Below are 25779 nucleotides of genomic sequence, written 5' to 3' on the forward strand. Positions count from 1 at the left end.
CTGCGCTCATCGGACCCTCGCTCGCGAGTCACGGAAGCTCCCCAGAGATCAAGACCTGGGGCACTCGTGGGCGCATCGAACAATACTGAGGAGTAAGCGTGCCGCTCGACGCCGCTACGAAGAAGCAGATCATGTCCGAGTTCGGCCAGAAGGAGGGCGACACCGGCTCCCCCGAGGTCCAGGTCGCCATGCTCTCGCGCCGCATCTCCGACCTGACGGAGCACCTCAAGACGCACAAGCACGACCACCACTCCCGTCGTGGCCTGCTGATCCTCGTCGGCCAGCGCCGTCGCCTTCTGCAGTACCTCGCCAAGAAGGACATCCAGCGCTTCCGTGCGCTGGTCGACCGCCTGGGCATCCGCCGCGGTGCGGCCGGTGGCGCCAAGTAAGCATGCTGTCGAGGGAGCGGTTCCCACCTATTAGGGGGCCGCTCCCTTTGCTGTACATGCGCGACGTACCGAAGGCTCAGTAGTCTGGTACGCACAACAGAACAAGCAGCACCGAAGACGCTTCACCACGACGAGCGAGCAGAAGCCCTCCTCCGCCGCCGGTCCTCGGTAGTGGCCCCCGGACCGCAAGGCACCCCGGGCGCTTCGATCGAAGACCGGCCCGCCCCCAGGAGCGCTTCTCCGCCGTCATCCACCGTCTCCGAGCCACACGGGCCCGGAGACGAAAAGACGACAATGCAGCCAAGCAAATGGAGAAAACACTAGTGGAGAACGAGACCCACTACGCCGAGGCCGTCATCGACAACGGCTCCTTCGGCACCCGCACCATCCGCTTCGAGACGGGCCGCCTCGCCAAGCAGGCCGCCGGCTCCGCCGTGGCGTACCTGGACGACGACACCATGGTCCTCTCGGCGACCACCGCGTCCAAGAAGCCCAAGGACCAGCTCGACTTCTTCCCCCTCACGGTGGACGTCGAGGAGCGGCAGTACGCGGCCGGCAAGATCCCCGGCTCCTTCTTCCGCCGCGAGGGCCGGCCCTCCGAGGACGCGATCCTCACCTGCCGCCTCATCGACCGCCCGCTGCGCCCGTCCTTCAAGAAGGGCCTGCGCAACGAGATCCAGGTCGTCGCGACGATCATGGCGCTCAACCCCGACCACCTGTACGACGTCGTCGCGATCAACGCCGCGTCCGCGTCCACGCAGCTGGCCGGCCTGCCCTTCTCCGGCCCGATCGGCGGCGTCCGCGTCGCGCTGATCAACGGCCAGTGGGTCGCCTTCCCGACGCACACCGAGCTCGAGGACGCCGTCTTCGACATGGTCGTCGCGGGCCGCGCCCTCGAAGACGGCGACGTCGCGATCATGATGGTCGAGGCCGAGGCCACCGAGAAGACCATCCAGCTGGTCAAGGGCGGCGCCGAGGCGCCCACCGAGGAGGTCGTCGCCTCCGGCCTCGACGCCGCGAAGCCCTTCATCAAGGTCCTCTGCAAGGCCCAGGCCGACCTCGCCGCCAAGGCCGCGAAGCCGACCGGCGAGTTCCCCGTCTTCCTCGACTACCAGGACGACGTCCTGGAGGCGCTCACCGCCGCGGTCAAGGGCGAGCTCGCCCAGGCGCTCACCATCGCCGGCAAGCAGGACCGCGAGGCCGAGCTCGACCGCGTCAAGGAGATCGCCGCCGACAAGCTGCTCCCGCAGTTCGAAGGCCGCGAGAAGGAGATCTCCGCCGCGTACCGCGCGCTGACCAAGAAGCTGGTCCGCGAGCGCGTCATCAAGGACAAGGTCCGCATCGACGGCCGCGGCATCACGGACATCCGTACGCTCGCCGCCGAGGTCGAGGCCATCCCGCGCGTGCACGGCTCCGCCCTGTTCGAGCGTGGCGAGACCCAGATCCTGGGCGTCACCACCCTCAACATGCTCCGCATGGAGCAGCAGCTGGACACCCTCTCCCCGGTGACCCGCAAGCGCTACATGCACAACTACAACTTCCCGCCGTACTCGGTCGGCGAGACCGGCCGCGTGGGCTCGCCCAAGCGCCGCGAGATCGGCCACGGCGCCCTCGCCGAGCGCGCCATCGTGCCCGTCCTGCCGACGCGCGAGGAGTTCCCCTACGCGATCCGTCAGGTGTCCGAGGCCCTCGGCTCCAACGGCTCGACGTCCATGGGCTCGGTCTGCGCCTCCACCATGTCGCTCCTGAACGCCGGTGTGCCCCTCAAGGCCCCCGTCGCCGGTATCGCCATGGGCCTCATCTCGCAGGAGATCGACGGCAAGACGCACTACGTCGCCCTCACCGACATCCTCGGTGCCGAGGACGCGTTCGGTGACATGGACTTCAAGGTCGCCGGTACGAAGGAGTTCGTCACCGCGCTCCAGCTCGACACCAAGCTCGACGGCATCCCGGCCTCCGTCCTGGCCGCCGCCCTCAAGCAGGCCCGCGACGCCCGCCTCCACATCCTCGACGTGATGATGGAAGCGATCGACACGCCGGACGAGATGTCCCCCAACGCCCCGCGGATCATCACCGTCAAGATCCCCGTGGACAAGATCGGCGAGGTCATCGGCCCCAAGGGCAAGATGATCAACCAGATCCAGGAGGACACCGGCGCCGAGATCACGATCGAGGACGACGGCACCATCTACATCGGTGCCCAGGTCGGTTCGCAGGCCGAGGCCGCCCGCGCCACGATCAACAGCATCGCCAACCCGACGATGCCCGAGGTCGGCGAGCGCTACCTGGGTACGGTCGTCAAGACCACCACCTTCGGTGCGTTCGTGTCCCTGATGCCCGGCAAGGACGGTCTGCTGCACATCTCGCAGATCCGCAAGCTCGCCGGCGGCAAGCGCGTCGAGAACGTCGAGGACGTGCTCGGCGTGGGCGCCAAGGTCCAGGTCGAGATCGCCGAGATCGACTCCCGCGGCAAGCTCTCCCTGGTCCCCGTGATCGAGGGCGAGACGGCCGACGACGCTGAGAAGGACGACGCGGCCAAGTGACGTCCCGTAGTTCCGCGACGACGGCCCGCACCTCTTCGGAGGGGCGGGCCGTCGCCCGTACCCAAACGCTTCTGAAGGGTCAGAACGGCATCGGCACCGTCCGCCGTACGACCCTCCCCGGCGGCCTGCGGGTCGTCACCGAAACCCTCCCCTCCGTACGGTCCGCGACCTTCGGGATCTGGGTCCAGGTGGGTTCGCGCGACGAGACGCCGACGCTGAACGGGGCCACCCACTACCTCGAACACCTCCTCTTCAAGGGCACCCGCAAGCGCAGCGCCCTCGACATCTCCTCCGCCCTCGACGCGGTCGGCGGCGAGATGAACGCCTTCACGGCGAAGGAGTACACCTGCTACTACGCGCGGGTCCTCGACACCGACCTGCCGCTGGCGATCGACGTCGTGTGCGACATGCTCACCGACTCGCTGATCCTCGCCGAGGACATCGACGCCGAACGCGGCGTCATCCTCGAAGAGATCGCGATGACCGAGGACGACCCGGGCGACTGCGTGCACGACCTGTTCGCGCACACCATGCTCGGCGACACCCCGCTTGGCCGCCCGGTCCTCGGCACGGTCGACACCATCAACGCGCTCACCCAGGGGCAGATCTCCCGCTTCTACAAGAAGCACTACGATCCGCGCCACCTGGTCGTGGCCGCCGCCGGAAACGTCGACCACGCCACCGTCGTACGCCAGGTCCGCAAGGCCTTCGAGAAGGCCGGCGCGCTGTCGCGCACCGACGCCGTCCCCCTCGAACCGCGCAGCGGCACCCGCACCCTGAAGGCCGCCGGCCGGCTGGAGCACCTGAACCGCCGCACGGAACAGGCCCACGTCGTCCTCGGCATGCCGGGCCTCGCCCGCACCGACGAGCGCCGCTGGGCGCTCGGCGTCCTGAACACGGCACTGGGCGGCGGCATGTCGTCCCGGCTCTTCCAGGAAGTCCGCGAGAAGCGCGGCCTGGCCTACAGCGTGTACTCGTACACCTCGGGCTTCGCCGACTGCGGTCTGTTCGGCGTGTACGCGGGCTGCCGCCCCAGCCAGGTCCACGACGTCCTGAAGATCTGCCGCGACGAACTGGACCGCGTCGCCAACGAGGGACTCTCGGACGACGAGATCGGCCGCGCCGTCGGCCAGCTCTCCGGCTCCACCGTCCTCGGCCTGGAGGACACCGGCGCGCTGATGAACCGCATCGGCAAGAGCGAGCTGTGCTGGGGGACCCAGATGTCGGTCGACGACATGCTGGCCCGGATAGCGGAAGTCACCCCGGACGACGTCCGTGAGGTGGCCCGTGATGTCCTGGGGCAGCGTCCCTCGCTGTCCGTCATCGGCCCGCTGAAGGACAAGCAGGCCGACCGCCTCCACGAAGCGGTCGCGTAACCCCTAAGGAAGCAAGCGAATGAGCAAGCTGCGCGTGGCGGTCCTCGGTGCCAAGGGCCGGATCGGGTCCGAAGCGGTCCGAGCCGTCGAGGCCGCCGAGGACATGGAACTGGTCGCGGCCCTCGGCCGCGGCGACTCCCTGGAGACGCTCGCCGAGAGCGGCGCCCAGGTGGCCGTCGAACTGACCACCCCCGCCTCGGTGATGGACAACCTGGAGTTCTGTGTACGCCACGGAATCCACGCCGTCGTCGGCACCACGGGCTGGACCGAGGACCGCCTCGCACAGCTGAACACCTGGCTCGCCGCATCCCCGGCGACCGGTGTGCTCATCGCGCCGAACTTCTCCATCGGCGCCGTCCTGACCATGAAGTTCGCCCAGCTCGCGGCCCCGTACTTCGAATCCGTCGAGGTCGTCGAGCTGCACCACCCCAACAAGGTGGACGCCCCCTCCGGCACCGCCACGCGCACCGCCCAGCTCATCGCCGCGGCCCGCGCCGAAGCAGGCGTCGGCCCCGCGCCGGACGCCACCACCACGGCGCTCGACGGCGCCCGCGGCGCCGACGTGGACGGCATCCCCGTGCACGCGGTACGGCTGCGCGGCCTCCTGGCCCACCAGGAAGTGCTGCTCGGTGCGGAGGGCGAGACCCTGACCGTGCGCCACGACTCCCTCCACCACAGCAGCTTCATGCCGGGCATCCTGCTCGGCGCGCGCCGCGTGGTGACCACTCCGGGCCTCACCTTCGGCCTGGAACACTTCCTCGACCTCAACTGAGCGGCACCACCGGCCTCATGCGCGCGAAAATCACCTACCTCATCACGGCCGCCGTCCTGGTCTTCTACTTCGTCCTGGCCGGCAGCCGTGGCGTGCTGCTCCTCGAGCAGGGCACGTGGATCACCGTCACGCTGGGCGTGGCGGTGCTGATCCTGCCGTTGATCGGCATCTGGTTCCTGTGGGCCAACACCCGCTTCGTGACGAAGGCCAACAAGCTGGCCGTCGTCCTGGAGGCCGAAGGCGGCCTGCCCGTCGACGAGTTGGTCCGCACCGAGAGCGGCCGCATCGACCGCGACTCGGCCGACGCCGTCTTCGCCCGGCGCAAGGCCGAGACGGAGGACGCGCCCGACGACTGGCGCTGCTGGTTCCGTCTCGCCGTCGCCTACCAGGACGCCCGTGACACCCCCCGGGCCCGCAAGGCGATGCAGCGCGCGATCGCGCTGCACGACCGGAAGCCGGCCGAGGTCTAGGCGGAGGGGCCGACCCGGCCGGGGCCAGGGGAGGCCGAGGTTGGGGAGACCGCGCGCGCGATCAGCCGCGCCGGTACTCGTCGCCCCATGCCTCCACCAGGTCAGCGGCCCGGTCGAAGGCCTCGGCGCGGCCCAGGAAGTCGGCGTTGTGGTCGGTGAGCAGGGGCGCGAGCGCCTCGGCGCCCGGCCGCTCGGCGATCAGGGCCTGGCCCTGGACGGTCCGCGGAAGCCCGAGCCAGCGCACCGGCTGCTGAACGGTGTGCACCGCGCCGATCCGCGACCACGCCACCGTGGTGGTGGACAGGAAGCCGACCCGGCGCAGCCCGGCCTCGCTGACCCACACTCCGACCCGCAGCAGCCGCAGCGACGAGGCGATCACGAGGACGGCGACACCGAGGACGGCGAGCGCCCCCGCCGGTTCCCCGGCGGCGGCGATGATCACGGCGGCGAGCAGGACGAACGAGGCGAGCAGCAGCAGCATGGCTCCGGCGGCGACCCGCCACGGGCCCGGCCGGTAGGGCCGCCGCCAGCGATCGCGGTCGTCGAAGGGCAGCGCGACCTCGTCGGAGTACTCACCAAGTGCGTCGACTGCGCGGTCGGCCGTCAGGAAGGGCAGGGGCACGACTGATCCTCACTCACAAGCACGCTCGATTGGGCTGTGCGGGGTGAGGCTACCCAGCAGGTCACCGCGCGGCCACCTCCGGGGGTCCGGGCGCGCGTCGGCGCGTCAGGGGCCGGTCGGGGCGGTCGGAGGCCGGTCAGGGGGTGCTCAACGCCCCTGGGAGGCCTCGGACTGCTGGCTGTGCCCGGGGGACTGCGGGCTCTCCATCGCCGGCAGCCCGAAGAGCAGCCCACCGGTGAGCCCGGCTATCACGGTCAGCCCGACGAGCGTCCTGCCAAGGAGCTGACCTGCGCTCGCGCGCTGGCGCGGCGGCGGCTCGACGTTGCTGCGGTAGCGGTCGGCCTGGGCGACGAATGCGAACGGAACGGGCTCACGCCGGCGGAACATGGGGGCACATCTCCTGGGAAACTCGAGGGGCTGTCGAACTGGTTGCTGCCTACTGGTACAGACGCACGGCAGTGCCGATTGGTGCCCGAATTCCCCGAATTGGCCGAAGAATGTGGTGACGAACCGTCAGGGACGGAGTTGTCAGTGCCGGCCCGTAGAGTGGGCGCCGCCCGAGCGACGCAATTGGAAGGACCCGCCGGTGACCGACACCCCCGCCCCAGACCTCAAGCCCAGCTTCCGCACCGACGTCACGGTCGAGCTGGTCAAGCACGCGGCGTCCGACTCGGACGTGCTGTGGGCAGCCCGGGTCTCCACGGCCGGCGAGCAGTCCCTGGAAGAGCTCCAGAAGGACCCCGAGCGCTCCAAGGGCCTCATCAACTACCTGATGCGGGACCGGCACGGCAGCCCCTTCGAGCACAACTCGATGACCTTCTTCATCAGCGCCCCGATCTTCGTCTTCCGCGAGTTCATGCGGCACCGCGTGGGCTGGTCCTACAACGAGGAGTCGGGCCGGTACAGGGAGCTCCAGCCGGTCTTCTACGTCCCGGGCGCGGACCGCAAGCTGGTCCAGCAGGGCCGCCCCGGCAAGTACGAGTTCGTCGACGGCACGACGGAGCAGCAGGAGCTGACCGCTCGCGTCATGGAGGAGTCCTACCGCCGCTCCTACGAGGCGTACCAGGAGATGCTGGCGGCCGGCGTCGCCCGCGAGGTCGCCCGCGCCACGCTCCCGGTCGGCCTCTTCTCCTCGATGTACGCGACGTGCAACGCGCGCTCGCTGATGCATTTCCTCGGCCTGCGTACCCAGCACGAGATGGCGAAGGTGCCGTCCTTCCCGCAGCGGGAGATCGAGATGGTCGGCGAGAAGATGGAGCGGGAGTGGGCCGCGCTCATGCCGCTCACCCATGCGGCCTTCAACACCAACGGCCGGGTCGCCCCGTAACCACCCCGGCGCACGGCCGAAGGGCTCATACCGGCACAGATGTGCGGATACGCCGCGCAAAGTGTCCGTATTGCGGCGTTTCGTGAAGTTCATCTAGGCTGATCAAACGGACCCGGCACTGCTTGAACCCCCGAGCAGGCAGTGCCGGGCTCCCTCAGCCACCTGCCCCCGAGGGGGGACCCGGCGTTGAGCAGCGAGTAGCGTGTTACCCATGGCTCCGATCTCCACTCCGCAGACCCCCTTCGGGCGGGTCCTCACCGCCATGATCACGCCCTTCACGGCGGACGGCGCACTCGACCTCGACGGCGCCCAGCGACTGGCGGCCCACCTGGTCGACGCAGGCAACGACGGACTCATCGTCAACGGCACCACCGGCGAGTCCCCGACCACCAGCGACGCGGAGAAAGACCAGCTCGTACGGGCCGTACTGGAAGCCGTCGGCGACCGGGCCCACGTCGTGGCCGGCATCGGAACCAACGACACCCGCCACACCCTCGACCTCGCCCGTACGGCCGAACGCTCCGGCGCGCACGGCCTGCTCGCGGTGACCCCGTACTACAACAAGCCCTCCCAGGAGGGCCTGCTCCAGCACTTCTCGGCCATCGCCGACGCCACCGAGCTGCCCGTGATGCTCTACGACATCCCCGGCCGCAGCGGCGTCCCGATCGACACCGAGACCCTCGTCCGGCTCGCCGAGCACCCCAGGATCGTCGCCAACAAGGACGCCAAGGGCGACCTCGGGCGCGCGAGCTGGGCCATCGCCCGCTCCGGCCTCGCCTGGTACTCCGGCGACGACATGCTCAACCTGCCGCTGCTCTCCGTCGGCGCCTGCGGCTTCGTCTCCGTCGTCGGCCACCTGGTCACCCCCGAGCTGCGCGCCCTCCTGGAGGCGTACCTCGCCGGCGACGTCGCCAAGGCCACCGAGATCCACCAGCGACTGCTCCCCGTCTACACGGGGATGTTCCGCACCCAGGGCGTCATGACCACCAAGGCGGCGCTGGCGCTCAAGGGCCTGCCCGCCGGGCCGCTCCGGCTCCCGATGGTCGAGCTCACGGCGGAAGAATCAAGCCAGCTGGCGCTCGATCTTGCAGCCGGCGGGGTACAGCTCTAACCACAGACTTCACAACTGAATACGCGCCGGACAAACGCGCGAAAAACCACACAACAGCAAGTGCACGAATGACATACGCGCCACGTGCCCTCAGGTACGTGGCGCGTGTGGTGAGGAGAGTCTTTTGAGTCATCCGCATCCCGAGCTCGGCACCCCGCCGAAGCTTCCCAAGAACGGCCTGCGCGTCACCCCGCTCGGCGGTCTCGGCGAAATCGGCCGGAACATGACCGTCTTCGAGTTCGACGGCCGCCTGCTCATCGTCGACTGCGGCGTCCTCTTCCCCGAGGAGGAGCAGCCCGGCATCGACCTGATCCTGCCGGACTTCAGCTCGATCAGGGACCGCCTCGACGACATCGAGGGCATCGTCCTGACGCACGGCCACGAGGACCACATCGGCGGCGTCCCCTACCTGCTCCGCGAGAAGCCGGACATCCCGCTGATCGGCTCCAAGCTGACCCTCGCGCTCATCGAGGCCAAGCTCCAGGAGCACCGCATCCGGCCCTACACGCTGGAGGTCGCCGAGGGCGACCGCGAGCGCCTCGGCCCCTTCGACTGCGAATTCATCGCCGTCAACCACTCCATCCCGGACGCCCTCGCCGTCGCCATCCGCACCCCCGCGGGCATGGCCGTCGCGACCGGCGACTTCAAGATGGACCAGCTGCCGCTCGACGGCCGGCTCACCGACCTGCACGCCTTCGCGCGGCTGAGCGAGGAGGGCATCGACCTCCTCCTCTCGGACTCCACCAACGCGGAGGTCCCCGGGTTCGTGCCGCCGGAGCGGGACATCTCCAACGTCCTGCGCACCGTCTTCGCCAACGCCGACAAGCGCATCATCGTGGCCAGCTTCGCCAGCCACGTCCACCGCATCCAGCAGATCCTGGACGCCGCGCACGAGTACGGCCGAAGAGTCGCCTTCGTCGGCCGCTCGATGGTCCGCAACATGGGCATCGCCCGCGACCTCGGCTACCTGAAGGTCCCGGCCGGCCTCGTCGTCGACGTCAAGACCCTCGACGACCTGCCGGACGACGAGGTCGTGCTGGTCTGCACGGGCTCGCAGGGCGAGCCGATGGCCGCGCTGTCCCGCATGGCCAACCGCGACCACCAGATCCGGATCGTCCAGGGCGACACCGTGATCCTGGCCTCGTCGCTCATCCCGGGCAACGAGAACGCGGTCTACCGCGTCATCAACGGCCTGACCCGCTGGGGCGCCAACGTCGTCCACAAGGGCAACGCCAAGGTGCACGTCTCGGGCCACGCCTCGGCCGGCGAGCTGCTGTACTTCTACAACATCTGCAAGCCGAAGAACCTGATGCCGGTCCACGGCGAATGGCGTCACCTGCGGGCGAACGCGGAGCTCGGTGCCCTCACGGGCGTGCCGAAGAACCACATCGTCATCGCCGAGGACGGCGTGGTCGTCGACCTCGTCGACGGCACCGCGCGGATCGTCGGCAAGGTCCAGGCGGGTTACGTCTATGTCGACGGCCTCTCGGTCGGCGACGTGACGGAGTCCTCCCTCAAGGACCGCCGCATCCTCGGCGACGAGGGCATCATCTCGGTGTACGTGGTGGTGGACTCCAGCAGCGGCAAGATCACCAGCGGCCCGCACATCCAGGCCCGCGGTTCCGGCATCGAGGACTCGGCGTTCGGACCGGTGGTCGCGAAGATCGAGGAAGCGCTCAACCGGTCCGCCCAGGACGGCGTTGTGGAGCCCCACCAGCTCCAGCAGCTGATCCGCCGCTCGGTCGGCAAGTGGGTCTCGGACACCTACCGCAGGCGTCCGATGATCCTCCCCGTGGTCGTCGAGGTCTGACGGTCGCGACAGCAGGTCCGGAGCGGGGCGCCTCGATTTGCATCGGGGCGCCCCGCTCCAGTAGGTTTATGTCTCCGCCCACGGGGAACCCGCTTCGGTCACGCACCGCAGAGGGACTTCCAGAGGGGGCGGGAAATCCGGCTTCAGAATCTCTGATAAAGTCGGGCCCGCCGAAAGGGAAAACGCGAAAGCGAAGAACTCAAGGCGAACCCCAATTCGACGGGGAATCGGACACGAAAGAGTCTGATAGAGTCGGAACACGAAATACCGAAGGGAAGCGCCCGGAGGAAAGCCCGAGAGGGTGAGTACAAAGGAAGCGTCCGTTCCTTGAGAACTCAACAGCGTGCCAAAAGTCAACGCCAGATTGACAACCCCGTCTCCACTTCGGTGGGACGAGGTTCCTTTGAAAAGTCCTGCACGCCCTTGTGGTGGGCAGGCAATTACACAGCGAGGACGCTGTGGACGGGCCGCCTTATTCCGGTGGTTCCGTCCCGCTCTTACGTGATGTGTGCACCCGATTACGGGTAAACATTCATGGAGAGTTTGATCCTGGCTCAGGACGAACGCTGGCGGCGTGCTTAACACATGCAAGTCGAACGATGAAGCCCTTCGGGGTGGATTAGTGGCGAACGGGTGAGTAACACGTGGGCAATCTGCCCTTCACTCTGGGACAAGCCCTGGAAACGGGGTCTAATACCGGATAACACTCCTCAGGGCATCTTGAGGGGTTAAAAGCTCCGGCGGTGAAGGATGAGCCCGCGGCCTATCAGCTTGTTGGTGGGGTAATGGCCTACCAAGGCGACGACGGGTAGCCGGCCTGAGAGGGCGACCGGCCACACTGGGACTGAGACACGGCCCAGACTCCTACGGGAGGCAGCAGTGGGGAATATTGCACAATGGGCGAAAGCCTGATGCAGCGACGCCGCGTGAGGGATGACGGCCTTCGGGTTGTAAACCTCTTTCAGCAGGGAAGAAGCGAAAGTGACGGTACCTGCAGAAGAAGCGCCGGCTAACTACGTGCCAGCAGCCGCGGTAATACGTAGGGCGCAAGCGTTGTCCGGAATTATTGGGCGTAAAGAGCTCGTAGGCGGCTTGTCACGTCGGATGTGAAAGCCCGGGGCTTAACCCCGGGTCTGCATTCGATACGGGCTAGCTAGAGTGTGGTAGGGGAGATCGGAATTCCTGGTGTAGCGGTGAAATGCGCAGATATCAGGAGGAACACCGGTGGCGAAGGCGGATCTCTGGGCCATTACTGACGCTGAGGAGCGAAAGCGTGGGGAGCGAACAGGATTAGATACCCTGGTAGTCCACGCCGTAAACGTTGGGAACTAGGTGTTGGCGACATTCCACGTCGTCGGTGCCGCAGCTAACGCATTAAGTTCCCCGCCTGGGGAGTACGGCCGCAAGGCTAAAACTCAAAGGAATTGACGGGGGCCCGCACAAGCAGCGGAGCATGTGGCTTAATTCGACGCAACGCGAAGAACCTTACCAAGGCTTGACATATACCGGAAACGGCTAGAGATAGTCGCCCCCTTGTGGTCGGTATACAGGTGGTGCATGGCTGTCGTCAGCTCGTGTCGTGAGATGTTGGGTTAAGTCCCGCAACGAGCGCAACCCTTGTTCTGTGTTGCCAGCATGCCCTTCGGGGTGATGGGGACTCACAGGAGACTGCCGGGGTCAACTCGGAGGAAGGTGGGGACGACGTCAAGTCATCATGCCCCTTATGTCTTGGGCTGCACACGTGCTACAATGGCCGGTACAAAGAGCTGCGATGCCGCGAGGCGGAGCGAATCTCAAAAAGCCGGTCTCAGTTCGGATTGGGGTCTGCAACTCGACCCCATGAAGTCGGAGTTGCTAGTAATCGCAGATCAGCATTGCTGCGGTGAATACGTTCCCGGGCCTTGTACACACCGCCCGTCACGTCACGAAAGTCGGTAACACCCGAAGCCGGTGGCCCAACCCCTTGTGGGAGGGAGCTGTCGAAGGTGGGACTGGCGATTGGGACGAAGTCGTAACAAGGTAGCCGTACCGGAAGGTGCGGCTGGATCACCTCCTTTCTAAGGAGCACAGCACCGTCTGCAGACAAATGTTCTGCACGGTCAGCTCATGGGTGGAACGTTGACTATTCGGCACTCTTGGTCAACTCGGGCCGCCAGTACTGCTCTTCGGAGCGTGGAAAACGGATCGGGGCGATGGAGAGGGCCGGGCACGCTGTTGGGTATCTGAAGGTACGGCCGAGAGGCTGCCTTCTAGTGCCGGCCCCAGTGAACTCCACTGAATGGTGGGGGTGATGGGTGGTTGGTCGTTGTTTGAGAACTGCACAGTGGACGCGAGCATCTGTGGCCAAGTTTTTAAGGGCGCACGGTGGATGCCTTGGCACCAGGAACCGATGAAGGACGTGGGAGGCCACGATAGTCCCCGGGGAGCCGTCAACCAGGCTTTGATCCGGGGGTTTCCGAATGGGGAAACCCGGCAGTCGTCATGGGCTGTCACCCATACCTGAACACATAGGGTATGTGGAGGGAACGAGGGGAAGTGAAACATCTCAGTACCCTCAGGAAGAGAAAACAACCGTGATTCCGGGAGTAGTGGCGAGCGAAACCGGATGAGGCCAAACCGTATGCGTGTGATACCCGGCAGGGGTTGCGCATGCGGGGTTGTGGGATCTCTCTTCTGTCGTCTGCCGGCGACAGGACGAGTCAGAAACCGTTGATGTAGGCGAAGGACATGCGAAAGGTCCGGCGTAGAGGGTAAGACCCCCGTAGCTGAAACATCAACGGCTCGTTTGAGAGACACCCAAGTAGCACGGGGCCCGAGAAATCCCGTGTGAATCTGGCGGGACCACCCGCTAAGCCTAAATATTCCCTGGTGACCGATAGCGGATAGTACCGTGAGGGAATGGTGAAAAGTACCGCGGGAGCGGAGTGAAATAGTACCTGAAACCGTGTGCCTACAAGCCGTGGGAGCGTCGCGCATTGAGTTTACTCAGTGCGTCGTGACTGCGTGCCTTTTGAAGAATGAGCCTGCGAGTTAGCGGTGTGTAGCGAGGTTAACCCGTGTGGGGAAGCCGTAGCGAAAGCGAGTCCGAATAGGGCGATTGAGTTGCACGCTCTAGACCCGAAGCGGAGTGATCTAGCCATGGGCAGGTTGAAGCGGCTGTAAGAGGTCGTGGAGGACCGAACCCACCAGGGTTGAAAACCTGGGGGATGACCTGTGGTTAGGGGTGAAAGGCCAATCAAACTCCGTGATAGCTGGTTCTCCCCGAAATGCATTTAGGTGCAGCGTCGTGTGTTTCTTGCCGGAGGTAGAGCACTGGATAGGCGATGGGCCCTACCGGGTTACTGACCTTAGCCAAACTCCGAATGCCGGTAAGTGAGAGCACGGCAGTGAGACTGTGGGGGATAAGCTCCATGGTCGAGAGGGAAACAGCCCAGAGCATCGACTAAGGCCCCTAAGCGTACGCTAAGTGGGAAAGGATGTGGAGTCGCAGAGACAACCAGGAGGTTGGCTTAGAAGCAGCCACCCTTGAAAGAGTGCGTAATAGCTCACTGGTCAAGTGATTCCGCGCCGACAATGTAGCGGGGCTCAAGCGTACCGCCGAAGTCGTGTCATTCCAGCATATAGGGCCAACGCCTGCTGGGATGGGTAGGGGAGCGTCGTGTGCCGGGTGAAGCTGCAGCGGAAGCTAGTGGTGGACGGTTCACGAGTGAGAATGCAGGCATGAGTAGCGATACACACGTGAGAAACGTGTGCGCCGATTGACTAAGGGTTCCTGGGTCAAGCTGATCTGCCCAGGGTAAGTCGGGACCTAAGGCGAGGCCGACAGGCGTAGTCGATGGACAACCGGTTGATATTCCGGTACCCGCTTTGAAACGCCCAATACTGAATCAGGCGATGCTAAGCCCGTGAAGCCGTTCCGGACCCTTCGGGGTAAAGGAAAGTGGTGGAGCCGCCGACCCAAGGTGGTAGTAGGTAAGCGATGGGGTGACGCAGGAAGGTAGTCCAACCCGGGCGGTGGTTGTCCCGGGGTAAGGGTGTAGGCCGTGCGGTAGGCAAATCCGTCGCACATTAAGGCTGAGACCTGATGCCGAGCCGATTGTGGTGAAGTGGATGATCCTATGCTGTCGAGAAAAGCCTCTAGCGAGTTTCATGGCGGCCCGTACCCTAAACCGACTCAGGTGGTCAGGTAGAGAATACCGAGGCGTTCGGGTGAACTATGGTTAAGGAACTCGGCAAAATGCCCCCGTAACTTCGGGAGAAGGGGGCCATCACCGGTGATGAGATTTACTCTCTGAGCTGGGGGTGGCCGCAGAGACCAGCGAGAAGCGACTGTTTACTAAAAACACAGGTCCGTGCGAAGCCGTAAGGCGATGTATACGGACTGACGCCTGCCCGGTGCTGGAACGTTAAGGGGACCGGTTAGTGACCTTTCGGGGTTGCGAAGCTGAGAACTTAAGCGCCAGTAAACGGCGGTGGTAACTATAACCATCCTAAGGTAGCGAAATTCCTTGTCGGGTAAGTTCCGACCTGCACGAATGGCGTAACGACTTCTCGACTGTCTCAACCATAGGCCCGGTGAAATTGCACTACGAGTAAAGATGCTCGTTTCGCGCAGCAGGACGGAAAGACCCCGGGACCTTTACTACAGTTTGATATTGGTGTTCGGTTCGGCTTGTGTAGGATAGGTGGGAGACTTTGAAGCGGCCACGCCAGTGGTTGTGGAGTCGTCGTTGAAATACCACTCTGGTCGTGCTGGATGTCTAACCTCGGTCCGTGATCCGGATCAGGGACAGTGTCTGATGGGTAGTTTAACTGGGGCGGTTGCCTCCTAAAGAGTAACGGAGGCGCCCAAAGGTTCCCTCAGCCTGGTTGGCAATCAGGTGTTGAGTGTAAGTGCACAAGGGAGCTTGACTGTGAGACCGACGGGTCGAGCAGGGACGAAAGTCGGGACTAGTGATCCGGCGGTGGCTTGTGGAAGCGCCGTCGCTCAACGGATAAAAGGTACCCCGGGGATAACAGGCTGATCTTCCCCAAGAGTCCATATCGACGGGATGGTTTGGCACCTCGATGTCGGCTCGTCGCATCCTGGGGCTGGAGTCGGTCCCAAGGGTTGGGCTGTTCGCCCATTAAAGCGGTACGCGAGCTGGGTTTAGAACGTCGTGAGACAGTTCGGTCCCTATCCGCTGCGCGCGCAGGAACATTGAGAAGGGCTGTCCCTAGTACGAGAGGACCGGGACGGACGAACCTCTGGTGTGCCAGTTGTCCTGCCAAGGGCATGGCTGGTTGGCTACGTTCGGAAAGGATAACCGCTGAAAGCATCTAAGCGGGAAGCCTGCTTCGAGATGAGTGTTCCCACCTCCTTGAGAGGGTAAGGCTCCCAGTAGACGACTGGGTTGATAGGCCAGATGTGGAAGCCCGGTAACGGGTGGAGCTGACTGGTACTAATAGGCCGAGGGCTTGTCCTCAGTTGCTCGCGTCCACTGTGTTTGTTCTGAAGCAATGAACTCCCGCATGCCCTTTGGGTGTGTGCTGGTCGAGTTCAACTTCATAGTGTTTCGGTGGTCATAGCGTTAGGGAAACGCCCGGTTACATTCCGAACCCGGAAGCTAAGCCTTTCAGCGCCGATGGTACTGCAGGGGGGACCCTGTGGGAGAGTAGGACGCCGCCGAACAAATCTTCAACGCTGGTCCCTGAACTTCGGTTCGGGGGCCAGCGTTTTTTTATGCCTGCTCACCTGGTGTTCATGTGGCAGGAGAACGATCTCCTGTCATGAGGATGACGGGAGCGCTCACAGCGGCCGGGGTCGCGAGCGGCGACGAAGTGATCGTGCCGGCCTACGACACGGGCGAGTTGGCGCGGGCCGTCGTGGCTGCCGGAGCGGCCCCGGTGTTCGCCGACATAGACCCGCGGACCTACTGCCTTTCCCCCGACACCGTGGGCCGGGCGCTCACGCCCAGGACCGCGGCCGTCGTGCTCGTACGCCGCTTCGGGTATCCGGCCGACACCGCCTCGTTCGCCGAACTCACCACGGCTCAGGGGGTGTTGCTCGTCGAAGAGGAGGACGGCGAGGGTCTCGGCGGTGATGTGGCTCAACGGCGTGAGCGCGCCCGGTACTTGGACCGTCGGCTTGTCGGAGTGGCGACGCCCGCGCCGGCCGACGGCCACCGCTACCAGCGGTACGTCGTGCGGGTGCCCGGGAACGGCCGGCCCGACCGGGACGCGTTCGCGCGGCTGTTGAAGCGGCGCGGGGTCGCCTGCGAGGTGCCCGTCCCCACTCCCGTACACCGGATGCGGGAGTTCCGGCGGGACGAGTGGGTGCTCCACGCGACCGAACGGGCGGCGGACGAAACCCTCGCGCTGCCCTCCCTCGACGCGCTCTCCCCGGCGGAATTGCGGCGGTTGGTATCCGTCTGCAACGCGTTGGGCGGGCTGCTGCAACCCGCATAGCCGGAACCGGTGACCGTGGTTCGGAACACCGTCTGATTCGGGGTATGCTTTATCTCGTTGGCGAGGGGGAAACCCCGAAACACCAACCGGCCCCTATAGCTCAGTCGGTAGAGCGTCTCCATGGTAAGGAGAAGGTCTGCGGTTCGATTCCGCATGGGGGCTCAGAACTTCGAAAGGCCCCGCCCAATGGGCGGGGCCTTTCGCGTACCCGCTTTCGTATACCCGCAGGGCCCCTACCGGGGCCTATCGCTTGGCTTCCTCCGGGATACGCATCGTCAGGATCGCCATGTCGTCCGAAGCCGGTTCGGCGGCGAACCGCTCGACCGCGCGCAGCACACGCGCCGCCACCGCGCCCGCCGTCAGGCCCGTACACGAGGCGAGGACGTCGGTGAGGCCGTCGTCACCCAGCATGCGCGTGCCCTCGCGGCGTTCGGTGATGCCGTCCGTCACGCACAGCAGGACATCGCCCGGGTCGAGGGTGATGGTCTGCTCGTACAGCTCCAGGTCCTCCATGACGCCGAGCAGGGGCTGCGGGTCGGCGGCCGGCTCGACCGTGCCGTCCTGGCGCAGGCGCAGCGGAAGGGGATGGCCGGCGCAGACGACCTTGAGGATGGCGCTGCCGTCCTCCTGAGGCCACAACTCCCCGTACAGGAGCGTCAGGAAGCGGCTGCGGGCGCCCTCGTCGAGGATCGCCGCGTTCAGACGTTCCAGGACCGCGGGGCCGCCGAAGCCCTCGCGGGCGAGCAGGCGCAGCGCGTGCCGGGCGAGGCCGGTGACCGCGGCGGCCTCCGGGCCGGTGCCGCAGACGTCGCCGATGGCGAAGCCGTACGCGCCGTCGCGAATGGGGAAGAGGTCGTAGAAGTCGCCGCCGACCTCGTTGCCCTCGCCGGCCGCGCGGTAGATGACCTCGACCTCGACGCCGGGGATCTGCGGCAGGCCCGGCGGCAGCAGGGAGCGCTGGAGCGAGCGGCTGATGGCCATGCGCTCGGAGTAGAGGCGGGCGTTGTCCAGGGCGAGGGCGGCCCGGCGGGAGAGGTCCTCGGCGAGTTCGAGGATTTCCTGGCGGAAGTGGTCGTCGGACGGCTTGCCCAGGGTCAGCATGCCGATGACGCGGTTGCGGGCGACCAGGGGCAGGACGACGGTCTCGCCGCCGACCGCGGCCGCGGTCGACAAGGTGGAGCCGAGGCCGCCGCCGGTGTGCGGGGAGCCGGAGCGGCCGAAGTCGCGCATCGAGACGCGGAGGGCCGCCTGGTGTGCGGCCTCGCCGGGGGCGGCCCAGACACGGGCGCCCGGGGTGGGGACCGGCTCCGGTGGGCTGATCTTGGACAGGAGCGCCTTGAGGCCGTCGATGCGCTCCTCGTCCTCGTGCAGGACGTAGGAGAGGTACGGGTCCGAGGACTGGTCGGCGATCGTGTAGACGGCGCACCAGGTGGCGAGGGTGGGCACGGTCATCTGCGCCATGAGGGCGAGCGTCTGGTCGCGGTCCAGGGTGCCGGCCAGGAGGTCGGAGGCCTCGACGAGGAAGCTCAGCGAGCCTCTGCGCAGGCGCTCCAGCTCTCCCAGACGGGCCGATTCGACGGCGAGCGCGATGCGGTCGGCGGCGAACTGGAGGCGCAGGGCCTCCTCGTTGGAGTAGCGGCCGGGGGATTCCGCGGCGACGCCGAGCGATCCCGTCAGGCGTCCCTCGACCTTGAGGGGGACGGTGACGACCGAGCGCATGCCGGTGCTTTCGAGGAGCGGGACCGCGCCGGGCACGGCCGCGAGGTCCTCGTGGACGGCGGGCATCCGCGCCGATCCGTACCGGCCGGTGCCGGCCTCGACGGGGACGCGGGCGAAGCGCTGGCGTGCGGAGGGCAGGCCGGTGGTGGCGCGGACTTCGAGTTCGGTCTCGTCGTCGGTGGCGAGGAGCAGGAACGCGGAGTCGCCGTCGAGCATGTCGCGGGCGCGCTCGACGGTGCGCTGGAGCAGGCCGTCGAGGTCGTCGGGGGCGGGGGAGCCGATGAACACCTCGAAGGGGTCCACACTGCGGTTCTCGCCCAGCACGGTGGATTCGGTGACGGGCTGGCGGGCGGGGGTCTGGAGCACCGCGCGCTCGTCGTCGCGTACGAGGAGACAGACCGTGGAGGGTTCGCCCTCGGTGTCACGGACCCTCAAGTGCGAGGCGTACACGGGCACTACGCGGCCGTCGGCACCCCTTATCCCGTACGTGCCTTCCCAGCGCGAGAGTTGGAGCGCCTCGACGATGCCGGTGGAGGTGCCGGGGGTGTGCGGCCAGGCGGCGAAGTCGGTGAGCGCCTTGCCGGTGACCTGCTCGGCGGGGTAGCCGAAGAGTTCCTCGGCGTCCTCGTTCCAGGCGCGGACGGCGCCCGCGCGGTCGATCTGGACGACCGCGACGCGGACCCGCCCGTCGGTCACGGGAAGGAGCGCGGTGGGCAGGGCCGGACCCGCGGAGCGGGTGCCCACCGGCCGGTTGGGCAGGTCGAGTTGGAACCAGACGTTCTTTCTGGTCGGCGTGTACTCGACGCCCCAGCGGGAGGCGAGGGCGGCGCAGAGCAGCAGGCCGCGGCCGTTCTCGCGATCGGGGCTCGCGATGTCGGTGGGCGAGCCGATGAGCGGAACCTCACGTTCGGGGTAGCGGTCGGCCACCTCCACGCGTACGCCGTCCTCGGAGCGCAGACACAGGACGTCGGCCTTGGTGCCGGCGTGGACCACCGCGTTGGTGACGAGCTCACTGGTGAGGACCACGGCGTCGTCCACGACGTCCGCGTACCCCCAGCCCTGGAGCGTGTCCCGGACGAAGGCGCGGGCGGTCGCGACGGACCGCCCGACAGGGTCGAAGCTGGCTGCCGCCCGCGCGGTGATCACAGAACTCCTCGTACGCGTCTCGACGCCCGGATTTCCTTGCCGGGGCTCCGGAACGTGCCCTCCGGGAATCAACAGTCCCACGTCGGCCCGCCCCCTCCGGTCTCCCGTGGTCGTCCTTTGCGCCGCCTTTCCCCTGCCATTTCGGGCAAAGGGAACGAACCGCCCTCTTGCCGGGCGGACCGGGGCGGCTGGACAGCCGGGAGCCAGGTTACTTACCTTCGCGGTCCGAGCGGATGCCGGTCACCAGTGTTTCCGCCCTCCGTGGGCGGGGACGGATATGCGAAGCTGCCGAACTGTTATGGCCTGGTTCGGCCATGGTGAAACACTGGGCATGCTTCCGGAGACAGCCCGGGTAGTGCGGTCAACCCTTGCGGGAGGGACACGGTGGAGTCTGGCGCAGCGGCGCGGGGCGTAAGCACGCGCGCGAAAGACGATCAGCCCCGGACTCAACAGGCCCGGAACAAGCACCGGGGGAGTGGCGGCACGACCGAGGTGGACACGGCGGCGTTGCAGCGGCTCCTGGCCGCGCTCGCGTCGATGCGGGACGGAAACTTCCGCAAACGCCTGACGGTCTCCGGCGACGGGGTGATGGCGGAGATCGCGGCCGTCTTCAACGAGGTCGCGGACCGCAACCTGCACCTGACCGGCGAGATCGCCCGGGTGCGCAGGATGGTGGGGCGCGAGGGCAAGCTGACCGAGCGCCTGGAGAACGGCGCCTGCGAGGGCTCCTGGGCAGCCGCCATCGACGCCTCCAACGCACTGGTGGACGACCTCGCGCGCCCGGTCTCCGAGGTCGGCCGGGTCCTCTCGGCGGTGGCCGAGGGCGACCTGGAGCAGCGGATGGACCTGCGGTCCCACGGCAGCGACGGCACCGAGCGGCCGCTGCGCGGGGAGTTCCTCAAGGTCGGCCGGACCGTGAACAACCTGGTCGACCAGCTCTCCGCCTTCACCGACGAGGTGACCCGGGTCGCCCTCGAAGTCGGCACCGAGGGCAAGCTCGGCGGTCAGGCCCAGGTGCGCGGAATGTCAGGTTCCTGGAAGGATCTGACGGATTCCGTCAACACGATGGCGTACCGGCTGACGGCCCAGGTACGTGATATTGCTCTCGTCACCACCGCCGTCGCCAAGGGTGATCTCTCGCGCAAGGTCACGGTGCACGTGGCCGGCGAGATGCTCCAGCTGAAGAACACCGTCAACACGATGGTCGACCAGCTGTCCTCCTTCTCCTCGGAGGTGACCCGCGTCGCCCGCGAGGTCGGCACCGAGGGCGAGCTCGGCGGCCAGGCGCAGGTGCCGGGCGTGGCCGGGGTGTGGAAGGACCTCACCGACTCCGTCAACGTGATGGCGACCAACCTGACCGCCCAGGTCCGCGGCATCGCCCAGGTGACCACGGCGGTGGCCAGCGGCGACCTCTCGCAGAAGGTCACGGTCAACGCGCGCGGCGAGGTCGCGCAGCTCGCCGAGACCATCAACCAGATGACCGAGACGCTGCGCACCTTCGCGGACGAGGTCACCCGAGTCGCCAACGAGGTCGGCGCGGAGGGGCTGCTCGGCGGGCAGGCGCAGGTGCCCGGCGCGGCCGGCACGTGGAAGGACCTCACCGACTCCGTCAACACCGTCTTCCGCAATCTGACGACCCAGGTGCGCGACATCGCGCAGGTGACGACCGCGGTCGCCAGCGGTGACATGACGCAGAAGGTCACCGTCGATGTGGCCGGCGAGATGCTGGAGCTGAAGAACACCGTCAACACGATGGTCGACCAGCTCCAGTCGTTCGGTTCCGAGGTCACCCGCGTCGCGCGTGAGGTCGGCATCGAGGGACGGCTCGGCGGGCAGGCCGAGGTGCCCGGCGCCGCCGGCACGTGGAAGGACCTCACCGACTCCGTCAACACCGCCTTCCGCAACCTGACCGGTCAGGTACGCGACATCGCGCAGGTGACGACGGCGGTCGCCAACGGCGACCTCTCCCAGAAGGTCACCGTGGACGTGGCCGGCGAGATGCTGGAGCTGAAGAACACCGTCAACACGATGGTGGCGCAGCTGTCGTCCTTCGCCGACCAGGTCACGCGGATGGCGCGGGACGTGGGCACCGAGGGCCGCCTCGGCGGTCAGGCCCGGGTCGACGGCGTCTCCGGCACCTGGAAGGAACTCACCGACTCCGTCAACTTCATGGCCGGCAACCTGACGTCGCAGGTGCGTCAGATCGCGCAGGTGACGACGGCGGTGGCCCGCGGCGACCTGTCGCAGAAGATCGACGTGGACGCCCGCGGCGAGATGCTGGAACTGAAGAACACCATCAACACGATGGTCGACCAGCTCTCCGCCTTCGCCGAGCAGGTCACCCGCGTCGCCCGCGAGGTCGGCACCGACGGACGGCTCGGCGGGCAGGCCCAGGTGCCCGGCGTCGCCGGTGTGTGGCGCGACCTGACGGACTCCGTGAACGGCATGGCCGGCAACCTCACCGCCCAGGTCCGCAACATCGCGCAGGTCGCCACGGCGGTCGCCCGCGGTGATCTCTCGCAGAAGATCGACGTGGACGCCCGCGGCGAGATCCTGGAGCTCAAGAACACGCTCAACACGATGGTCGACCAGCTCTCCAACTTCGCCGAGCAGGTCACCCGGGTCGCCCGCGAGGTGGGCACCGAGGGCATCCTGGGCGGCCAGGCCGAGGTGCAGGGCGTCTCCGGCACCTGGAAGGACCTCACCCAGTCCGTCAACTTCATGGCGAACAACCTGACGTCCCAGGTGCGCAACATCGCCGAGGTGACGACGGCGGTCGCCGAGGGCGACCTCTCCAAGAAGATCACCGTCGACTCCAAGGGCGAGATCCTTGAGCTGGTCACGACGGTCAACACCATGGTCGACCAGCTGTCGAACTTCGCCGACGAGGTCACCCGCGTCGCCCGTGAGGTGGGCACGGAGGGCATCCTCGGCGGTCAGGCCCGGGTGCGCGGTGTCACCGGCATCTGGAAGGACCTCAGCGACAACGTCAATCTGATGGCCGCGAACCTGACGACCCAGGTCCGCAACATCTCCCGGGTCTCCGCGGCGGTCGCCAACGGAGACCTCACCAAGAAGGTGACGGTCGAGGCGCGCGGCGAGGTCGCCGAACTCGCCGACACCGTCAACACCATGGTGACGACGCTGTCCTCCTTCGCCGAACAGGTCACCAAGGTGGCCCGCGAGGTGGGCACCGACGGCATCCTGGGCGGCCAGGCCCGCGTGCCCGGCGTCTCGGGCACCTGGAAGGACCTCACCGAGTCGGTGAACTCGATGGCCGACAACCTCACCGGCCAGGTGCGCCAGATCGCCACCGTCACCACCGCCATCGCGCAGGGCGACCTCACCAAGAAGATCGACATCGATGCGCGGGGCGAGATCCAGGAGCTGAAGAACACCATCAACACGATGGTCGACCAGCTCTCCTCGTTCGGCCAGGAAGTCACCCGGGTCGCCCGCGAGGTGGGCACCGAGGGCCAGTTGGGCGGCCACGCCCGGGTGCGTGACGTGGACGGCACCTGGCGCGACCTCACCGAATCGGTGAACGAGATGGCCGGGAACCTGACCCGGCAGGTCCGCGCGATCGCCGCCGTCGCGACCGCGGTGACTCGCGGCGACCTCAACCTGAAGATCGACGTGGACGCCGCGGGCGAGATCCAGGCCCTCCAGGACAACATCAACACGATGATCGCCAACCTGCGGGACACGACCGTCGCCAACAAGGAGCAGGACTGGCTCAAGGGCAACCTGGCCCGCATCTCCGGTCTGATGCAGGGCCGCCGCGACCTCGACGACGTGGCGTCGCTGATCATGACCGAGCTGACGCCGGTCGTCTCCGCCCAGCACGGCGCGTTCTTCCTGGCGATGCACACGGGCGGCGCCACCGAGGTCGGCGCCGACCGTGACACCTCGTACGAGCTGCGGATGCGCGGGAGTTACGGCTACTCGGCCGGCTCGATGCCGACCTCCTTCCGGCCCGGCGAGACCCTCATCGGCACGGCCGCCGAGGAGAAACGCACCATCCTCGTGGAGAACGTGCCGCCGGGCTACCTGCGGATCTCCTCGGGCCTCGGCGAGGCACCGCCCGCCCATGTGATCGTGCTGCCGGTGCTCTTCGAGGGCAAGGTGCTCGGAGTGATCGAACTGGCCTCGTTCCAGCCGTTCACGCACATCCAGAAGGACTTCCTCAACCAGATCGCCGAGATGATCGCGACCAGCGTCAACACCATCTCCGTCAACTCCAAGACCGAGGTGCTGCTCAAGCAGTCGCAGGAGCTCACCGAGCAACTGCGCGAGCGCTCCGCGGAGTTGGAGAACCGGCAGAGCGCGCTCCAGGCCTCCAACGCCGAACTGGAGGAGAAGGCCGAGCTGCTCGCCCAGCAGAACCGCGACATCGAGGTGAAGAACACCGAGATCGAGGAGGCCCGGCAGGTCCTGGAGGAGCGCGCCGAACAGCTCGCCGTCTCCATGCGCTACAAGTCCGAGTTCCTCGCGAACATGTCGCACGAGCTGCGCACCCCGCTCAACTCCCTGCTGATCCTCGCCAAGTTGCTCGCCGACAACGCGGAGGGCAACCTCTCGCCCAAGCAGGTCGAGTTCGCCGAAACGATCCACGGGGCCGGATCCGACCTGCTCCAGCTGATCAACGACATCCTCGACCTGTCCAAGGTCGAGGCCGGCAAGATGGACGTGTCGCCGACCCGGATCGCCCTGGTCCAGCTCGTCGACTACGTGGAGGCCACCTTCCGCCCGCTGACCGCGGAGAAGGGCCTCGACTTCTCGGTACGGGTCTCGCCCGAGCTGCCCGCCACGCTCCACACCGACGAGCAGCGCCTGCTCCAGGTGCTGCGCAACCTGCTGTCCAACGCGGTGAAGTTCACCGACAGCGGCGCCGTGGAGCTGGTGATCCGCCCGGCCGGCACCGACGTCCCGCACGCCATCCGCGAGCAGCTCCTGGAGGCGGGCTCGCTGCGCGACGCGGACGCCGGCCTGATCGCGTTCTCGGTCACCGACACCGGCATCGGCATCGCCGCCGGCAAGATGCGGGTCATCTTCGAGGCGTTCAAGCAGGCGGACGGCACCACGAGCCGCAAGTACGGCGGAACGGGCCTCGGCCTGTCCATCAGCCGCGAGATCGCCCGGCTGCTCGGCGGCGAGATCCACGCGGCGAGCGAGCCGGGCCGCGGCTCCACCTTCACGCTCTACCTCCCGCTGCACCTCAGCGAGTTGCCGCCGCAGGGCTACCCGCAGCTGGCCCCCGGCTCCATGGAGGGCGCCGCCGGGTTCGCCCTCGACGCCGGGCACTCCGACGTGACGCAGCACCACAGCGGGCAGCGCGGCACGGCCGAGGCCTCCCAGCCCGGCACGGCGGGGCTGTTCCGGCGGCGCCGCAAGGCACTCGAAGCGGCGAGCAGGCAGGAGGCCGCCCCGCAGGGCCGGCAGGCCGACGCCGACGAGGACTGGGCTTCGGCCGAACCGGAGCGGGCGCCCGCGCGGAGCTTCCACTTCACGGGCGAGAAGGTGCTCATCGTCGACGACGACGTACGCAACGTCTTCGCGCTCACCAGCGTCCTCGAACAGCACGGGCTTTCGGTGCTCTACGCGGAGAACGGGCGGGAGGGCATCGAGGTCCTCGAACAGCACGAGGACACCGCGGTCGTCCTGATGGACATCATGATGCCGGAGATGGACGGCTACGCGACGACGACGGCGATCCGCAGGATGCCGCAGTTCGCCGGTCTGCCGATCGTCGCGCTCACCGCGAAGGCGATGAAGGGGGACCGCGAGAAGGCCATCGAATCGGGCGCGTCCGACTACGTCACCAAGCCGGTCGACCCCGACCATCTGCTCTCCGTGATGGAGCAGTGGATGCGGGGGAAGTGACCGTCGCACGGGCCCGGATTCCGGGCCCGTGCTGACTGACCGTGGCCGAAGGCGTGTGAGGGGGCGGTATTCGGGGAACCTTCTGGTCTCCCACTACGTTTCTGCTACGTGCACAGTGACATCGCGGTGACAGGGTGTGGCGACAGGCGGGGTGCGGCTACCAT

Annotated in this window: 13 protein-coding genes, 1 tRNA gene and 3 rRNA genes; 14 read left to right on the plus strand and 3 right to left on the minus strand. The window is 66.9% G+C overall.

What is annotated here, in order from left to right:
* Nucleotides 1-98 precede the first annotated feature (98 nt).
* From rpsO to OOJ98_RS22505, 5 genes are all read left to right on the plus strand, one after another.
* Complete coding sequence (gene rpsO, locus OOJ98_RS22485; protein ID WP_267056737.1) at nt 99-389, plus strand: 30S ribosomal protein S15; 291 nt, start codon at nt 99-101, stop codon at nt 387-389.
* Nucleotides 390-712: 323 nt separating this feature from the next.
* The gene (locus OOJ98_RS22490) at nt 713-2932 is read left to right on the plus strand and encodes a polyribonucleotide nucleotidyltransferase (protein ID WP_267056738.1); all 2220 of its coding nucleotides are present in this window, start codon (nt 713-715) and stop codon (nt 2930-2932) included.
* Complete coding sequence (locus OOJ98_RS22495; protein WP_267056739.1) at nt 2929-4308, plus strand: pitrilysin family protein; 1380 nt, start codon at nt 2929-2931, stop codon at nt 4306-4308. Before OOJ98_RS22490 ends, OOJ98_RS22495 begins: the two co-directional genes overlap by 4 nt.
* Before the next feature lie 19 nt (nt 4309-4327).
* On the plus strand, nt 4328-5080 hold the full coding sequence (dapB, locus tag OOJ98_RS22500) for a 4-hydroxy-tetrahydrodipicolinate reductase (RefSeq protein WP_267056740.1): 753 nt from the start codon (nt 4328-4330) through the stop codon (nt 5078-5080).
* Nucleotides 5081-5097: 17 nt separating this feature from the next.
* Nucleotides 5098-5550 carry a hypothetical protein gene (locus OOJ98_RS22505; RefSeq protein WP_267056741.1) on the plus strand — a complete coding sequence of 151 codons (453 nt, stop codon included), beginning with the start codon at nt 5098-5100 and terminating at the stop codon, nt 5548-5550.
* Between the two features lie 61 nt (nt 5551-5611).
* Here OOJ98_RS22505 and OOJ98_RS22510 read toward each other — a convergent pair whose 3' ends face one another.
* Together OOJ98_RS22510 and OOJ98_RS22515 are read right to left on the minus strand one after the other, a co-directional pair.
* On the minus strand, nt 5612-6172 hold the full coding sequence (locus OOJ98_RS22510; RefSeq protein ID WP_267056742.1) for a hypothetical protein: 561 nt from the start codon (nt 6170-6172) through the stop codon (nt 5612-5614).
* 147 nt (nt 6173-6319) lie between these two features.
* The gene (locus tag OOJ98_RS22515) at nt 6320-6559 is read right to left on the minus strand and encodes a hypothetical protein (RefSeq protein ID WP_267056743.1); all 240 of its coding nucleotides are present in this window, start codon (nt 6557-6559) and stop codon (nt 6320-6322) included.
* A gap of 199 nt (nt 6560-6758) precedes the next feature.
* Between OOJ98_RS22515 and thyX the strand changes: the two genes are divergently transcribed.
* From thyX to OOJ98_RS22555, 8 genes are all read left to right on the plus strand, one after another.
* Complete coding sequence (thyX, locus tag OOJ98_RS22520; RefSeq protein WP_267056744.1) at nt 6759-7499, plus strand: FAD-dependent thymidylate synthase; 741 nt, start codon at nt 6759-6761, stop codon at nt 7497-7499.
* Between the two features lie 211 nt (nt 7500-7710).
* On the plus strand, nt 7711-8610 hold the full coding sequence (dapA, locus tag OOJ98_RS22525; protein ID WP_267056745.1) for a 4-hydroxy-tetrahydrodipicolinate synthase: 900 nt from the start codon (nt 7711-7713) through the stop codon (nt 8608-8610).
* A 124-nt stretch (nt 8611-8734) separates the two neighbouring features.
* Nucleotides 8735-10420: a ribonuclease J gene (locus OOJ98_RS22530; protein ID WP_267056746.1), complete on the plus strand. Its 1686-nt coding sequence runs from the start codon at nt 8735-8737 to the stop codon at nt 10418-10420.
* Nucleotides 10421-10951: 531 nt separating this feature from the next.
* Nucleotides 10952-12477 (plus strand): 16S ribosomal RNA (locus OOJ98_RS22535).
* 284 nt (nt 12478-12761) lie between these two features.
* Nucleotides 12762-15885 (plus strand): 23S ribosomal RNA (locus tag OOJ98_RS22540).
* An 89-nt stretch (nt 15886-15974) separates the two neighbouring features.
* Nucleotides 15975-16091 (plus strand): 5S ribosomal RNA (rrf, locus tag OOJ98_RS22545).
* Together the 16S, 23S and 5S rRNA genes form the textbook arrangement of a ribosomal RNA operon.
* A gap of 98 nt (nt 16092-16189) precedes the next feature.
* On the plus strand, nt 16190-16867 hold the full coding sequence (locus OOJ98_RS22550) for a DegT/DnrJ/EryC1/StrS family aminotransferase (RefSeq protein ID WP_267056747.1): 678 nt from the start codon (nt 16190-16192) through the stop codon (nt 16865-16867).
* Nucleotides 16868-16956: 89 nt separating this feature from the next.
* Nucleotides 16957-17029, plus strand: a tRNA-Thr gene (locus tag OOJ98_RS22555).
* Nucleotides 17030-17110: 81 nt separating this feature from the next.
* On the opposite strand, the gene OOJ98_RS22560 is transcribed toward OOJ98_RS22555, so the two are convergent.
* Nucleotides 17111-19732 (minus strand): SpoIIE family protein phosphatase, encoded by a 2622-nt coding sequence (locus OOJ98_RS22560; protein WP_323177921.1) that lies wholly within the window; start codon nt 19730-19732, stop codon nt 17111-17113.
* 384 nt (nt 19733-20116) lie between these two features.
* Between OOJ98_RS22560 and OOJ98_RS22565 the strand changes: the two genes are divergently transcribed.
* Nucleotides 20117-25615 (plus strand): HAMP domain-containing protein, encoded by a 5499-nt coding sequence (locus tag OOJ98_RS22565; protein WP_267056748.1) that lies wholly within the window; start codon nt 20117-20119, stop codon nt 25613-25615.
* Nucleotides 25616-25779: the final 164 nt, after the last annotated feature.

Source organism: Streptomyces sp. NBC_00083 (genome assembly GCF_026343295.1).
Lineage (GTDB): Bacteria > Actinomycetota > Actinomycetes > Streptomycetales > Streptomycetaceae > Streptomyces.